Here is a 13,198-nt window from a genome sequence, read left to right as displayed (position 1 = left end):
GCAGACGCTGCGCGCCGGAATCGCGGCTGGAGGCGGGTTCCACGGGCTTAGTCCTCGCTGAAGCGGCGCACGAGTTCCTGTTCCAGGGCCGCCGCGTCCCCGGCCCGGCGCAGCGCTCCGATGGTGTCTGGCTGAGACAGGCCGCGGGCGAGCTGGGCCAGCAGGTCGAGATGGTCGCCGGTGGCGGCCTCCGGGACCAGCAGTGCGATCAGGATATCGACCGGCTCGTGATCCATGGCGTCGAAGTCGACGCCCTTTTCCAGGCGCAGCACGGCCACGCGCGGCGCCTCGAGATCGGCCAGGCGGCCATGGGGAATCGCAACCCCATGGCCGAGACCGGTGGATCCGAGTTTTTCGCGCGCGGACAAGGCCTCGAAGATCGCGTTGCTCCCCGGTCCCGTGCCGTCACCTCCGCCGGCGAGGAGGTCCGCCAGGGCCTCCAGGGCCCGTTTCTGGCTGGAGCACTCGGGTTGCAGGCCAATGCGCTCGGAGGTGATCAACTCGGCAATCGTCATGGATCAGGAGGCCTGCTCGCGGTTGCGCTGGGCACCTTCGGCGCGGTGGTGGTCCTTGACCTTTTCCTTGTGCTTGATCAGCTGACGGTCGACTTTGTCGATCAGCGCGTCGATCGCGGCATACATGTCCTCGTGAGAGGCCTCGGCGTGGATGTGATTGCCGCTGACCTGGAGATTGGCTTCGGCCTGGTTGTGCTGATTCCGGGTCTTCTCGTGGGTCAGCACGACGTGGACGTCGATGACCTTGTCGAAGTGGCGCTCCAGCTTCGCGAACTTCTCGTTGACGTAGTCGCGCAGGGCGTCGGTGATGTCCACGTGGTGGCCGGTCAGGTTGATCTGCATGGTCAGGACTCCTTGGTTACTTGCTGCCGGTGGGCATCGAGGCCATCTGCCGGCGTTCGCTGGATGAAGGGATGTGCATCGCCTCGCGGTACTTGGCCACGGTGCGGCGCGCTACGTTGATGCCCCGGTCCGACAGGACCTGGGCGAGCCGGGCATCGCTGAGCGGCTTGTTCGGGGGTTCGTCGCCAATCAATTCGCGAATCATGGCACGGATGGCGGTGGCGGAACACTCGCCGCCATCGTTCGTGCCGACATGGCTGGAGAAGAAATACTTGAACTCGAAGACCCCGCGCGGGGTGTGCATGTATTTCTGCGTGGTAACCCGCGAGATGGTCGATTCGTGCATCTCCAGGGTCTCGGCAATGTCGCGCAGGATCAATGGCTGCATCGCGACGTCGCCATGCTCGAGAAAGCCCTGCTGGCGGTGGACGATCGCCTCGGCGACCCGCAGCAGGGTGTCGTTGCGGCTGTGCAGGCTCTTCAGGAACCAGCGTGCCTCCTGCAGCTGATCACGCATAAAGGCGCTGTCGCGGGCATCCGAGACCTGGCGCACCATGCCGGCGTAGAGGTCGTTGATGCGGATACGCGGTGCGATCTCCGGGTTTAGATCCACGCGCCAGCCCTCGGTGGTGTGGCGCACGTAGACATCCGGGACCACGTATTCCGAGGTGGCGGAGCTGATCTGTGCGCCGGGGCGCGGGTTCAGGGTGCGGATCAGGTCCAGTGCGCGGGCCAGTTCGTCCGGGTCGCGTACGCCGGACTGGCGCTGCAGGGCCTTGTAGTCGCGCTTGCCCAGGCTGTCCATGCCGTGTTCCAGGATCGCCCGTGCGGCCTCGCGGGCCGGGGCGTCCGGGGCCAGTTCGCGTAGCTGGATCTCCAGGCACTCCCGCAGGTTGCGCGCGCCGACCCCCAGCGGGTCGCATTGCTGAATCCAGTGGAGCACTGCCTCGACCTCGTCGACGCCGACGGTTTCATCCTCGCCTCGGCTGATGGTCTCGGCCAGGGTTTCCAGGTCACCCTCGAGATAGCCGTCGGGGCTGATGGCGTCGATCAGGGCCGCCCCGATGCGCTGGTCGCGCGGTGTCAGATGGCTCAGATGCAGCTGCCACAGCAGATGATCCTGCAGGCCCTCACCGTCGTCGTCGCTGGTGTTTTCCAGCGGGTCGCGGTCATCCACGCCCTTGTTGGGCGTCGGGGCCGGCTCGTAGATGTCGTCCCAGCGGCTGTCGGTCGTCAGTTCCTCGGGGATCACGTCGTCGCTGGTGGTGGTGGCCTCCATGCGATCGCCTTCCACCAGCTCGCCGTCCTGGTTCAGGCGCTCGGTGTCGGCCTCGGCATCTTCGTCCTCGACCTGTTCGAGCATGGGGTTGCTCTCCAGCGCCTGCTGGATCTCCACCTGGAGCTCGAGCGTGGACAGCTGCAACAGGCGGATCGCCTGCTGCAGTTGCGGGGTCATGGTCAGCGTCTGACCCAGCTGCAGATTCAGGCCGGGTTTCAGCATCGGGTATGCGGGGCGAGGGTTGGCATTGATGGAATCTTAAAGCCTGCCTTGTGGTTTGTGCACCGACCGGGCCGCATATGGGGCGCTTTCACAGGCGGAAGTTCTCGCCGAGATAGACCCGGCGCACCTGGGGATCGGCCAGCAGCTCGTCCGGTGTCCCGGCGGCCAGCAGGCGGCCTTCGCTTAGAATATAGGCCCTGTGGCAGATGCCGAGGGTCTCGCGCACGTTGTGATCGGAGATCAGTACGCCGATGCCGCGCTGGGCGAGATGCCGAATCACGTCCTGGATGTCGCCGACCGAGATCGGATCCACCCCGGCGAAGGGCTCGTCCAGACAGATGAAGCGCGGATCCCCGGCCAGGGCGCGGGCGATCTCGGCGCGGCGGCGTTCGCCGCCGGACAGCGCGATGCCCGGGCTGTGGCGCACGGTCTCGAGCTGGAACTCCTCGATCAGCGCATCGCCAATGCGCCGGCGCTCGTGGCGATCGAGTCCGGGGCGCAGCTCGAGCACGGCCTGCAGGTTGTCCCACACGCTCAGGCGGCGAAAGATCGAGGCCTCCTGCGGCAGGTAGCCGAGGCCGGCGCGCGCGCGCACGTGGATGGGCGCGCGGGTGATGTCGCGCGCGCCCAGGGTGATGCGCCCGGCATTGGGGCGGATCAGCCCGACCAGGCTGTAGAAGCAGGTGGTCTTGCCGGCCCCGTTCGGGCCCAGCAGGCCGACCACCTCGCCGGGCGCGAGGTCGACGTCCACCTGGTCCAGCACCGTGCGCTGGCCGTAGCGCTTGGTCAGCTCGCGTCCGATCAGGCGGTCGTTGGTTTGTGCCGGTGTGGCGGATGGGCTGGGGGCGGTGGCGTTCATTCGTCGTCGCGCGGCTGGATGGTGATGCGCACGCGCTCGCTGTCGCCTTCGCCGCGTTCGGCCTCGATCACGTCGGTCGTCAGGTCGTAGGTGATGCGCTTGCCGCGCGCCTCCTCGCTGGTGGTGATCACATGGGCCTGGTCGGTGAGGATCATGCGGTCCTCGTTCAGCAGGTAGTCGATGCGCAGGGCGGTGGCAATGCGCATCTCTCCGGTTTCCGGATCGGGTGATTCCAGGCGTGCCGGCTCGCCGTGGGCCTCCATTTCATAGGGGCGGCGATCGCGGGTGCGCACGTAGACCTTGTCGGCCTCCAGGGTCATGTCGCCGCGGATCACGATCACGTCGCCGGTGTAGGTCCCCAGCCCCTGGCGTTCGTCCATCTCCGCGCGGTCGGCAGTGATCTCCACCGGCAGCGCCGGGCCCGAGCCCTGCTGGGCGAACGCGGGCGTGGCCAGCAGCACGAGCAGCAGGAGCGCCGCCACGCGGGCACCCGGTTGGCCCGGACGGTGGCGAAGGCTATGGGGATTCGGGGTCATGCGCGGGATCCTCCTCGCTCGTCTCGCTGTAGAGCGAGTACACGTCATGGAACAACTCTATGGTATCCCCTCGCGAGTCCACGCGCAGACCGGTGCCGCGCTGGAACAGGCCCGGCTGGTTCAGGGTGGAAAGGGCATCCGAAGTGGCGACCATGGTGTCGGTGGCGACGCGAACATCCCGCGAATCGATGAGGGTCTCTACGCGTTCGCCGCGGGGCGGCTGTACGCCGTGGGTGGGGCCCACCAGGTCCAGGGTCGCGGCGGCCGGTTGATGCAGCGCGGCCGGGGCGGTCCAGCGCCATTCGATACCGCCCTCGGCGAACAGGTCGAGGTCCGGGTCGTCCACCCATTGGGGGCCGTCACGGCCGAACTCGCGCAGGCGGGTGCCGCGCAGACGATGGCTCAGTTCGCCGTCGTCGCCGGTGGCATGCAGGGTGAAGCCGTCAATCTGCAGCGTGACCTCGCCCTCGGGCGGGCTTACCTCGGCCTGCGCCAGGGGCGCGGTCGCGAATGCGAGCATGGCCAGGGTCCATCCGACTTGGCGGCGAGTCCTTTGGCTCATCCGTTCAGGTAGGTCTCGAACAGCGCGTCGAGCCGGCCCTGCGCGGCCAGCAGGCCTTCGCAGGTCTCGCGCACGGCCCCGCGCCCGCCATGGGCCTCGGTCACCCACTGGGCATGCTGGCGCACTAGCGGGTGGGCGTCACCGACCGCGATCCCGAGCCCGACCCGCTGCATCGCTGGAAGATCCACGATGTCGTCGCCCATGAAGGCCGCTTCGGCGGGGTCGTGACCGGTGCGCTGCAGCAGTTCGTGCAGGGCCTCGCCCTTGTCGCGGCGGCCCTGGATCAGATGCTCCACGCCCAGGTCGCGCATGCGGTGCTCGACGACCCCGGAGGTGCGCCCGGTCAGGATGGCGATCTCGATCCCGCCGTCCAGGGCCAGACGGATACCGTGGCCGTCGCGGCTGTTGAACGCCTTGTACTGCTCGCCGCCGTCGCCGAGGAACAGGCTGCCGTCGGTCAGCACGCCGTCCACGTCCAGGACCAGCAGGCGCACGGCCTGCTGGTGGGTGCGCAGAGTGGTGGCATCCAGGTTCATCAGGCCACCCCGGCGCGCAGCAGGTCGTGCATGTTGATCACGCCCACCAGGCGGTTTTCGGCGTCGGTGACGGGCAGGGCGTTGATGCGCCGGCTCTCCATGGCCTCCAGGGCCTCCACCGCCAGCCAGTCGGGCTGCGCGGTGTGGCCGCCGGTGGTCATGGCCTCGCCGATGGTCAGGCCGTCCAGGCTGTGCCCGGCGTCCAGGGTGCGGCGCAGGTCGCCATCGGTGAACACGCCCTGGATGCGATCGTCACCGTCGGTGATGATCACCAGCCCTAGACCCTTGCGGGTGATCTCGAACAGGGCGTCCTTGAGTGGGGCGTCCGGGGTGATGCGCGGGATCGCGCCTCCGGTATGCATGATGTCGGCGACATGCACCAGCAGGCGCCGGCCAAGGCGACCGCCGGGGTGCGAGCGGGCAAAGTCGTTGGCGGTAAAGCCGCGTGCGTCCAGCACCGCGACGGCCAGGGCATCGCCCATCGCCAACGCCGCGGTGGTGCTGGAGGTGGGGGCCAGGCCCAGCGGGCAGGCCTCGCGTTCGACGCTGACATCCAGGTGTACGGTGGCATCCGCGCCGAGGCGCGATCCGGGGTTGCCGGTCATCGCGATCAGCGGTACGCCCAGGCGCCGGATCAGCGGCAGGATGGTGATGATCTCGTCGGTCTCGCCGGAGTTCGACAGCGCGATGACCACGTCCTCGCGGGTGATCATGCCGAGATCGCCGTGACTGGCCTCGCCCGGGTGCACGAAGAAGGCCGGTGTGCCGGTGGAGGCCAGGGTCGCGGCCAGCTTGCTGCCGATGTGCCCGGACTTGCCCATGCCGGTGACGATCACGCGGCCCTTGCACGCGAGGATGCAGCGACAGGCTTCGAGGAAGCGGTCGTCGATGCGCTGGGCGAGGTTGCGTACGGCCTCGGCCTCGTCATTGAGGACGGCCAGGGCGAGGTTGCGGGTGGTTTCGGGGTTGAAGTTCATGCGGTAGCCGTGATTCCCAAATAGACAAGGTAGCTTGCGAAGGCGATGAGGAGAAGGGCGCCCTGCCAGCGCCGGATCTGTCCGCGGTGGCCCAGCGCGATCAGGAACAGGGCCACGGTCAATGCCAGCATCACCGGATAGTCGCGCGTCAGCGCATCGGCGTCGATTGCCAGCGGCGCGATCAGGGCCGGAACGGCCAGTACCGCGAGCAGGTTGAACAGATTGGAGCCGACCACGTTCCCGATCGCCAGCCCGGCCTCGCGGCGGAAGGCGGCGACCACCGAGGTGGCCAGCTCGGGCAAGCTGGTGCCCACCGCAACGATGGTCAGGCCGATGATCAGGTCGCTGATCCCCAGTTGCTCGGCGATCTCGACCGCGCCCCAGACCAGGGCCTGGCTGCTGGCCAGAAGGAACAGCAGTCCGAAGACCAGCCAGGCGATGGTGGGGGCGAGGCGGCTGCCCTCCGGGATCGTCTCGACCATGCCGCGCACCACCTCGGGGGTGTCGTCATGTGGGGCCGGCCGGGCGCGCCGCGCACTGACGGCCATCCAGACGGTGAATGCGACCAGTCCAGCCAGCAACCCGAGGCCTTCCAGTCGACCCAGTTCGCCGTCCACCAGCAGGAGCAGCACGCCGAAGCTGACCAGCAGGAGAATCGGCAGTTCGCGCCGGACCATGCCGCGCCCGATCGCCAGCGGCGCGACCAGGGCCGCGGCGCCGAGCACCAGCGCGATATTGGCGATGTTGGAGCCGATGGCGTTGCCCACCGCCAGCCCCGGGTTGCCCTGCAGGCTGGCGAGGATCGAGACCACGATCTCCGGGGCCGAGGTCCCGAAGGCGACGATGGTCAGGCCGATGATCAGCGGGCTGACGCCCAGACCGCGGGCCAGGGCCGAGGCGCCGAACACGAAGCGGTCGGCGCTCCAGGTCAGCAGGATCAGCCCGCCGATGATGGCGACAACGGGTAGCACCATGGACAGTCAGGTCCGGCGAGGGTCAGGCCCGCGATTGTAGCCGATCGGGTTGCGGTTTCAGCGGCGCAGGCGCTCCAGACACTCGGCGGTCGCCACCTGCGGTGTCCAGCCGAGCTGCTCGCGGGCGCGGGTGCAGTCCAGTACCAGCGGGCCGTCCAGCCCGCGGACCCAGCCGGGGTCCCCGGCGCGGGCGGTCAGCCGCCAGGCCAGCGGGTGCAGGGTGCGGATCAGCCGCAGTGGCACCGGGATCCCCCAGCGCCGCTGGTAGCGCGCCATCGCCCGTAGCGACCAGGCAGGTTCGGCCCCCAGGTTGAAGATCCCCGCGGTGCGAGTTGTGATGCTGCGCACGATCGCGGCGGCGGCATCGTCCTCCCACAGGATCTGCACTGGCTGTTCGCCCCCGGCGGGATACAGCCGCCCGCGGGCGATCTGCAGCAACAGCGGGTGGGCGTTCGGGCCGACGATCGCGGGCGGGCGCAGGAGGGTCACCTGGCACTCGGGGTATTCCCGGGCGAGCGCGAGCAGGGCCTGCTCCACGGCGACCTTGTCTTCGGCATAGGGGAAGCGCGGCCGGGTGGGATGGTCCTCGCGGAGCGGCTGCGGGCTGTCCGGCCAGGGGCCGTAGACCGCCGCGCTGGACAGAAACACGATGTGGCGTACACCGGCGGTCACCGCCGCGTGGAACACCCGCTGGCTCAGGGCGACATTCTGCTGGCGGACCCAGGTTCGGTCATGCCGGCGGCGTCCCCCGTGACCGCCCATCAACTGAAAGGCCAGGTGCACCAGGGTGTCCACCCCGGCCAGGTCGTCCGGCTGGAGCTGCGCCAGGTCGAGTACCCGGGCCTCGATAACGGTGCCGTTTTCGGGGGGAGGCAGCGCCGGCGCGGCCCGGTCCAGAGCGAGGATGTGTTCAATCGTCGGCGCGCGTGCCAGGGCGGGCAGCAGGACTTGCCCCAGGCGCCCGGCGGCGCCGGTCACGGCGACGTGCATCCGTGTTTCGCTCAGGTCGCGGTGCGGGCGACGGTGGCCGGGGCGGGGTCGGCAAACGCGGGCATGACCTCTTCCGCGAAGCAGTCCATGGACTCCTCGGCCAGCGCATGCGGAACGGCCCCGGCGCCGAAGGCGAGCAGGACCTGGTCGACCCCGGCTTCGCGCAGGCCCTCGATGCGTTCACGACACTCGGCGGGGGTGCCGACGAGCGTCATGCCCAGCATGTCGAGGACCTTCAGGTTGATCCCGGCCTTGACCAGATGGCGGAAGCGGCCGAGCGAGCGGTAATAGTCGTAGCCCTCGATCAGGCGTTCCAGCACCGGCAGGGTCTGCTGGAACATGTGGCGATAGAACCACTCGAAGGCCGGCTTGGCGTCGCGCCGCGCGCGCTTGCCGTCCGGCAGGCACAGAACCCCCAGGGTCATGCCGACCCGGGGCGGGTGGGCGACGTCCGTGCGTGTCGCGTCCCAGGCCTCGTGGTACAGGCGGATGTCCTCGCGGATCATCTGCCAGGGCTTGAATGGCCCGGCCAGCGCGCCGATGCCCTGCTCCGCCGCCCAGGTGAAGGACTCCGGGCTGACCGCGGCGGTCCAGATCGGCGGGTGCGGGGCCTGCACCGGGCGCGGCATCACGGGCACGTCGTCCAGGTGATGGAACGGCCCGTCCTGGGTGATGCGGCCGGTGGCGAAGGCCTGGCGCAGCGCATCCAGCCCGGCATCGACCCGCGCGCGGGACTCGCTCATCTCGGCCCCGAATGTGGCATATTCGCGCGGCGAGAAACCGCGTCCGATGCCCAGATCCAGGCGTCCGCCGGAGAGCTGGTCGAGCATGCCGACGCGTTGCGCCACCCGCAGGGGGTGGTGGTAGGGCAGGGGGACCACGCCCAGCCCCAGGCGCAGGCGTTTGGTGCGCTGGCTGGCCGCGGCCAGCACCAGGTCCGGCGCGGTGGAGTGGGAAAATTCCGGCATCAGGTGGTGCTCCACCAGCCAGGCGGTGCCGAAGCCGAGACGATCGGCGCGCTCCCACAGGCGCAGGGTGTTCTCCAGCACCTCCGCTTCGGAGGTCTGCAGGAAGTCCGGTACCGAGAGCTCGTGGAACAGGTCGAAACGCATGGCGCCAACTGTGCCGCGCGCTCGCAGGTGATACAAGCAATCCGCGCAAAGATGCGGTTACGCCGTGGAGGTTGGGGCATGTCGCAGGATTACGAGGCACTGGTATTGCAGGCGGCCGGGGTTGCGGCTCCGGGCGAGGACTGGTGGGACGACTTCTTCCCCGAGGACCTGCCGCAGGACTGGCAGCTGGAGTACTACACCCATTACCACAGCCGTTTGTTGCTGCCCGCCCCGGTGTGGACCGAGTCCGGGGCGCCGGCCTTTGGTGACTGGGCCGAGGCCGTGCCCCCCGCGCTGCGGCTGACACTGGACTGGCCGGTGGAGCTGGGCCTCGAGACGGGTGCGACGCGGGCGCGCGCGCTGGCCGAGGCTGTCGGCGACGGCCTGCAGGCGGTGGCGCCGGGGCCGATGGGGCCGGCGCAGGTGCAGGCGATCCGCGCGGCACTGGAGGCGGCCGGACTGGGGCGCCTGATGGTGTACGGCGCCGGCGAGGAGCGGGTGATCGCGCGCGCCGAGGCGGCGTGCTTTTACCCCGCCCCGGTGTCGAGGTCAGCGTCGGCCGCCGGGGGCGGGGCCTGGCAGGTCAACCCCGAGGCAGGGCTGGATGCGCCGGGCTGGCGCGCGCTGGTGGAGGCCCTCGGGCAGGCCGGTGGCAGCGGCGAGATCCCGGTGTTCCTGCGCGCGCGTCCGGAGCGGCTGTCGGATTTCCGCACTATCGCCGCATTGCTGGGATTGGGATGAGCACCGCACCCGCCCGTTTGACGGTCTCCCGGCCTGCGCCCAGACTTCGGGGTTCTGTGGGCCTAAGGAAACACTGATTGATGTACACCCTCGCGTTGGTACCCCAGGTTTTCCGAGCCCAGGCGCGGCGCGCAGCCGGTAGTGGTTCTACCGGCCCGTTTTTGACCGATTCGGGCCGCAACGCAGGATCGGGGAACCTGGGGTGCCAACCCCGAAGGGGCTCGGCCGCCCGTTGTCATCAAAAACGGGCGTGCGCACGGCGTTGCGGCTCCCTTGTGCAGAATGACTGCACGGCGGTCACCGCGCCTTGTTCGCACGCAAAAGCGACTCGAGCGCGAGCGTGTACATTAATCCGTGTTTCCTTAAGGGCGAGGAGCGCGCGTGGCTGACCCGGCAGTGGAAGACAGTCCGCATATCGTGATCGAGAACCTGTGCTTCCGGCGCGGGCGCAAAATGATTTTCGATGACCTGTCGATGCGCATCCCGCGCGGGCAGGTGACGACCGTGATGGGCCCCAGCGGCAGTGGCAAGACCACGCTGCTGCGCCTGGTCGGCGGTCAGTTGCGTCCGGACAAGGGCCGCATCTGGGTGGATGGCCAGGAGGTGGCGAGGCTCTCCACCCGGCGGCTGTACGCGCTGCGCAAGCGCATGGGCATGCTGTTCCAGAGTGGCGCGCTGCTGACGGATCTCTCGGTATTCGAGAACGTCGCCTTCCCGCTGCGCGAGCACACGGATCTGCCGGAGGACGTGCTGCACGCGCTGGTGCTGCTGAAGCTGGAGGCGGTGGGCCTGCGCGCGGCGCGCGACCTGGACCCGGCCACCCTGTCCGGTGGCATGGCGCGGCGCGTCGCGCTGGCGCGGGCCATTGCGCTGGACCCGGACCTGATCCTGTACGACGAGCCGTTCACCGGGCTCGATCCGATCACCATGGGCCAGATCGTCAGTCTGATCCGCCGGACCAATCAAAGCCTGGGGCTCACCAGCGTGCTGGTCTCGCATGACGTGACCGAAGCGATGGCGATCTCCGATCAAGTGGTGCTGATCGCCGATGGCCGGGTAGTGGATGCCGGGCCGCCGGACGGACTGGAGGCGCGCGCCTCCGACTGGAGCGCGCAGTTCCTGCAAGGTCGCCCGGACGGGCCGGTGCCGTTTCATTACCCGGGCGCGTCCTACCGCGATGACCTGCTGGGGCAGGGGGAGCGCCGCGATGACTGATTCGATTGCCGCGCTGGGTCGGACCACGATCAATGCCCTGACGGTGTTCGGTCGGGCGTTCATCTTCCTGATCCGGATGCTGGCGAGCCTGGATATCGTCTTTCGCCGCTTCGGCCTGACACTTGTTCAGGTGTATTCGGTGGGCGTGCGCTCGCTGCTGATCATCGTCGTGTCCGGGCTGTTTGTCGGCATGGTGCTGGCGTACCAGGGCTACATCACGCTGGTGAACTTCGGCGCGGCCGAGGCCCTGGGCGGGGTGGTTGCGCTGTCGCTGGTACGCGAACTGGGGCCGGTGGTCACCGCGCTGCTGTTCGCCGGGCGCGCCGGCTCCGCGCTGACCGCGGAACTGGGGCTGATGAAGACGACCGAACAGCTCTCGGCGATGGAGATGATGGCGGTGAACCCCTATCGCCGGATCTTCGCGCCACGCTTTGTGGCCGGGTTTCTCTCCATGCCGCTGCTGGCCGCGATCTTCAGCGCCGTGGGCGTGATGGGCGGCTACCTCGTCGGGGTGGGGCTGCTCGGCGTGGACAGCGGCGCCTATTTCTCGCAGATGCAGTCGGTGACCGACTGGAACGAGGATGTGCTCTCCGGCGTGATCAAGAGCATCGTGTTCGGCTTCGTGGTGACCTGGATCGCGGTGTTCCAGGGCTTCAATGCGCAGCCGACGTCCGAGGGCATCTCGCGCGCCACGACCCAGACGGTGGTGGTGTCGTCGCTCGCGGTGCTGGGCCTCGATTTCATCCTGACCGGGCTGATGTTCGGCGCGGGCTGACCAAACAGTGTTTACCCAGGACAGGTGGCAATAATGAAGGTACGTTTCTTCGAACTGGCGGTCGGTGTCTTCGTGCTCCTGGGTATCGGGGCGCTGTTCTACCTGGCGGTGCAGGTGAGCAACGTGACCGACTACCACGACCGTGACACCTATACGGTGAGCGGATACTTCGACAACATCGGGGGTCTCAAGACGCGTGCCCCGGTCACGGTGTCGGGTGTGCGCATCGGGCGAGTGGCGGATATCCGTTACGATCCGGAACGCTTTCGCGCCGAGGTGACCCTGGCGATCCGCTCGGAGCACGACTACCTGCCGATGGACACCCAGGCCGCCATCCACACCGCGGGGCTGCTCGGTGAACAGTACATCGCGCTGGAGCCGGGTGGTGACTACGACACCCTGCAGGAAGGCGACGAGCTGATGTTCACCCAGTCGGCACTGGTGCTGGAGAACCTCATCGGTCGCTTCATGACCAACATGGGTAGTGACTGATCTACCCAAACCGGGAGCAAGAGACATGAAATGGTTGCATGAACGAATCCTGATCCTGCCGCTGGCGCTGCTGGTCCTGATCCTGGCGGCTCCCGCCCAGGCCGAAGAAAACCCCGCCGAGCTCATCAAGCAGTCGATCGACGCGGTCTACGAGAAGCTGCGGGCAAACGAGGCGCGTGCGCAGGAAGATCCTGACTTCGTGATCGGCGTGATCGAGGAGGAGATCCTGCCCGGCGTGGATATCAACGGGATGGCCCGTCTGGTCCTGGCACGTCACTGGCGCGATGCCAGCAGCGAGCAGCAAAACCGCTTCGCCAAGGCCTTCAAGAACACGCTGCTGCAGGCCTACGGGGTGCAACTGGCCGATCATCTGGACAAGGACGTGCGCGTCATCGAGCGGCGCTCGCGCCAGGACGAGCGCATGGCCGTGGTCGCCACCGAGGTGGTGATGGGCTCCGGCCAGTCGAACATCCAGGTCAACTACCGTCTGCGTCCGGTGAACGGCGAATGGAAGGTCTTCGACGTCGAGGCCGAGGGGCTCAGCTTCGTCGGCAACTTTCGTACCCGCTTCAACGAGGAGATCAACCGCGACGGCCTGGAGGCGCTGATCGAACGCCTGGAAGATGGCGACGAGGCGCTGATCGAGGATGCCGTAGGCGACGTGACCCCCGACAACGGGGCCGGGGACCGGTGAGCGATGCACAGATCCGGGCGGATGAAGGCGGTCTGGTCGTCAGCGGGCCACTGACCTTCGCGACGGTGGCCGGGCTGGAGGCACGGGCCCGCGGGCTGACGGCGCATCTCCCGGAACACGCTCGGGTGGACCTGACGCAGGCGGGTCGTATCGACAGCGCCGGCGTGGCGTTCCTGGTCATCCTCTGGCGTCGCGCCCGCGAGCAGGGCCGCACCCTGGTCTTCGAGCCCCTCCCCGAGGGGTTGCGCCCGTTACTGGAGTTGTACGACCTGGAGTCGATTATCACCGACTCCGCCGCCCGTTCCGTCGCCTGAGTCGTGCCGGCGGCGGGCGAACGGGCGAGCCCGGCGCGGATTCGTTATCATGGCGCGTTTCGC

General features: G+C 68.4%; 17 protein-coding genes. 6 read left to right on the top strand and 11 right to left on the bottom strand.

Annotated elements, in window-relative coordinates; genetic code table 11:
• Nucleotides 1-47: 47 nt before the first annotated feature.
• From F618_RS0107345 to F618_RS0107295, 11 genes are all read right to left on the bottom strand, one after another.
• Entirely contained in the window at nucleotides 48-515 is a 468-nt protein-coding gene (locus F618_RS0107345) for a PTS sugar transporter subunit IIA (protein ID WP_018168278.1), read from the bottom strand.
• Between the two features lie 3 nt (nucleotides 516-518).
• Complete coding sequence (hpf, locus tag F618_RS0107340; protein WP_018144530.1) at nucleotides 519-857, bottom strand: ribosome hibernation-promoting factor, HPF/YfiA family; 339 nt, start codon at nucleotides 855-857, stop codon at nucleotides 519-521.
• 16 nt (nucleotides 858-873) lie between these two features.
• Nucleotides 874-2,358: an RNA polymerase factor sigma-54 gene (locus F618_RS0107335; protein WP_019563243.1), complete on the bottom strand. Its 1,485-nt coding sequence runs from the start codon at nucleotides 2,356-2,358 to the stop codon at nucleotides 874-876.
• Nucleotides 2,359-2,446: 88 nt separating this feature from the next.
• Nucleotides 2,447-3,217, bottom strand: a complete 771-nt coding sequence (gene lptB, locus F618_RS0107330) for an LPS export ABC transporter ATP-binding protein (RefSeq protein WP_019568185.1) — start codon at nucleotides 3,215-3,217, stop codon at nucleotides 2,447-2,449.
• Nucleotides 3,214-3,753, bottom strand: a complete 540-nt coding sequence (gene lptA, locus F618_RS0107325; protein ID WP_018168275.1) for a lipopolysaccharide transport periplasmic protein LptA — start codon at nucleotides 3,751-3,753, stop codon at nucleotides 3,214-3,216. The genes lptB and lptA overlap by 4 nt, the downstream gene beginning before the upstream one ends.
• Nucleotides 3,734-4,315, bottom strand: a complete 582-nt coding sequence (gene lptC / locus F618_RS0107320) for an LPS export ABC transporter periplasmic protein LptC (protein WP_081620868.1) — start codon at nucleotides 4,313-4,315, stop codon at nucleotides 3,734-3,736. The genes lptA and lptC overlap by 20 nt, the downstream gene beginning before the upstream one ends.
• The gene (locus F618_RS0107315) at nucleotides 4,312-4,851 is read right to left on the bottom strand and encodes an HAD family hydrolase (protein WP_019568183.1); all 540 of its coding nucleotides are present in this window, start codon (nucleotides 4,849-4,851) and stop codon (nucleotides 4,312-4,314) included. Before F618_RS0107315 ends, lptC begins: the two co-directional genes overlap by 4 nt.
• Nucleotides 4,851-5,828, bottom strand: a complete 978-nt coding sequence (locus F618_RS0107310) for a KpsF/GutQ family sugar-phosphate isomerase (RefSeq protein ID WP_019568182.1) — start codon at nucleotides 5,826-5,828, stop codon at nucleotides 4,851-4,853. The genes F618_RS0107315 and F618_RS0107310 overlap by 1 nt, the downstream gene beginning before the upstream one ends.
• Entirely contained in the window at nucleotides 5,825-6,802 is a 978-nt protein-coding gene (locus F618_RS0107305) for a calcium/sodium antiporter (protein WP_019568181.1), read from the bottom strand. The genes F618_RS0107310 and F618_RS0107305 overlap by 4 nt, the downstream gene beginning before the upstream one ends.
• Nucleotides 6,803-6,859: 57 nt before the next feature.
• The gene (locus F618_RS0107300) at nucleotides 6,860-7,792 is read right to left on the bottom strand and encodes an NAD-dependent epimerase/dehydratase family protein (RefSeq protein ID WP_019568180.1); all 933 of its coding nucleotides are present in this window, start codon (nucleotides 7,790-7,792) and stop codon (nucleotides 6,860-6,862) included.
• Between the two features lie 11 nt (nucleotides 7,793-7,803).
• The gene (locus F618_RS0107295; RefSeq protein WP_019568179.1) at nucleotides 7,804-8,904 is read right to left on the bottom strand and encodes an LLM class flavin-dependent oxidoreductase; all 1,101 of its coding nucleotides are present in this window, start codon (nucleotides 8,902-8,904) and stop codon (nucleotides 7,804-7,806) included.
• Between the two features lie 78 nt (nucleotides 8,905-8,982).
• Here F618_RS0107295 and F618_RS0107290 point away from each other — a divergent pair, with 78 nt between their 5' ends.
• From F618_RS0107290 to F618_RS0107265, 6 genes are all read left to right on the top strand, one after another.
• Nucleotides 8,983-9,645, top strand: coding sequence for a hypothetical protein (locus F618_RS0107290; RefSeq protein ID WP_019568178.1), 663 nt, complete (start codon nucleotides 8,983-8,985; stop codon nucleotides 9,643-9,645).
• A 381-nt stretch (nucleotides 9,646-10,026) separates the two neighbouring features.
• On the top strand, nucleotides 10,027-10,860 hold the full coding sequence (locus tag F618_RS0107285) for an ABC transporter ATP-binding protein (RefSeq protein WP_038071376.1): 834 nt from the start codon (nucleotides 10,027-10,029) through the stop codon (nucleotides 10,858-10,860).
• Entirely contained in the window at nucleotides 10,853-11,635 is a 783-nt protein-coding gene (mlaE, locus tag F618_RS0107280) for a lipid asymmetry maintenance ABC transporter permease subunit MlaE (protein WP_018144518.1), read from the top strand. The genes F618_RS0107285 and mlaE overlap by 8 nt, the downstream gene beginning before the upstream one ends.
• A 33-nt stretch (nucleotides 11,636-11,668) precedes the next feature.
• Nucleotides 11,669-12,127: an outer membrane lipid asymmetry maintenance protein MlaD gene (mlaD, locus tag F618_RS0107275; protein WP_018144517.1), complete on the top strand. Its 459-nt coding sequence runs from the start codon at nucleotides 11,669-11,671 to the stop codon at nucleotides 12,125-12,127.
• Between the two features lie 25 nt (nucleotides 12,128-12,152).
• A complete protein-coding gene (locus F618_RS0107270; RefSeq protein ID WP_019563234.1) occupies nucleotides 12,153-12,821 on the top strand; it encodes a phospholipid-binding protein MlaC in 669 nt (222 codons plus the stop codon).
• Entirely contained in the window at nucleotides 12,818-13,135 is a 318-nt protein-coding gene (locus F618_RS0107265) for a lipid asymmetry maintenance protein MlaB (protein WP_019563233.1), read from the top strand. The genes F618_RS0107270 and F618_RS0107265 overlap by 4 nt, the downstream gene beginning before the upstream one ends.
• Nucleotides 13,136-13,198: the final 63 nt, after the last annotated feature.

The organism is Thioalkalivibrio sp. ALMg13-2, from assembly GCF_000381185.1.
Taxonomy (GTDB): Bacteria; Pseudomonadota; Gammaproteobacteria; order Ectothiorhodospirales; family Ectothiorhodospiraceae; genus Thioalkalivibrio; species Thioalkalivibrio versutus.
The sequence above is the reverse complement of the archived record's forward strand: the minus strand, read 5'-3'. Positions and strand labels throughout refer to the sequence as shown.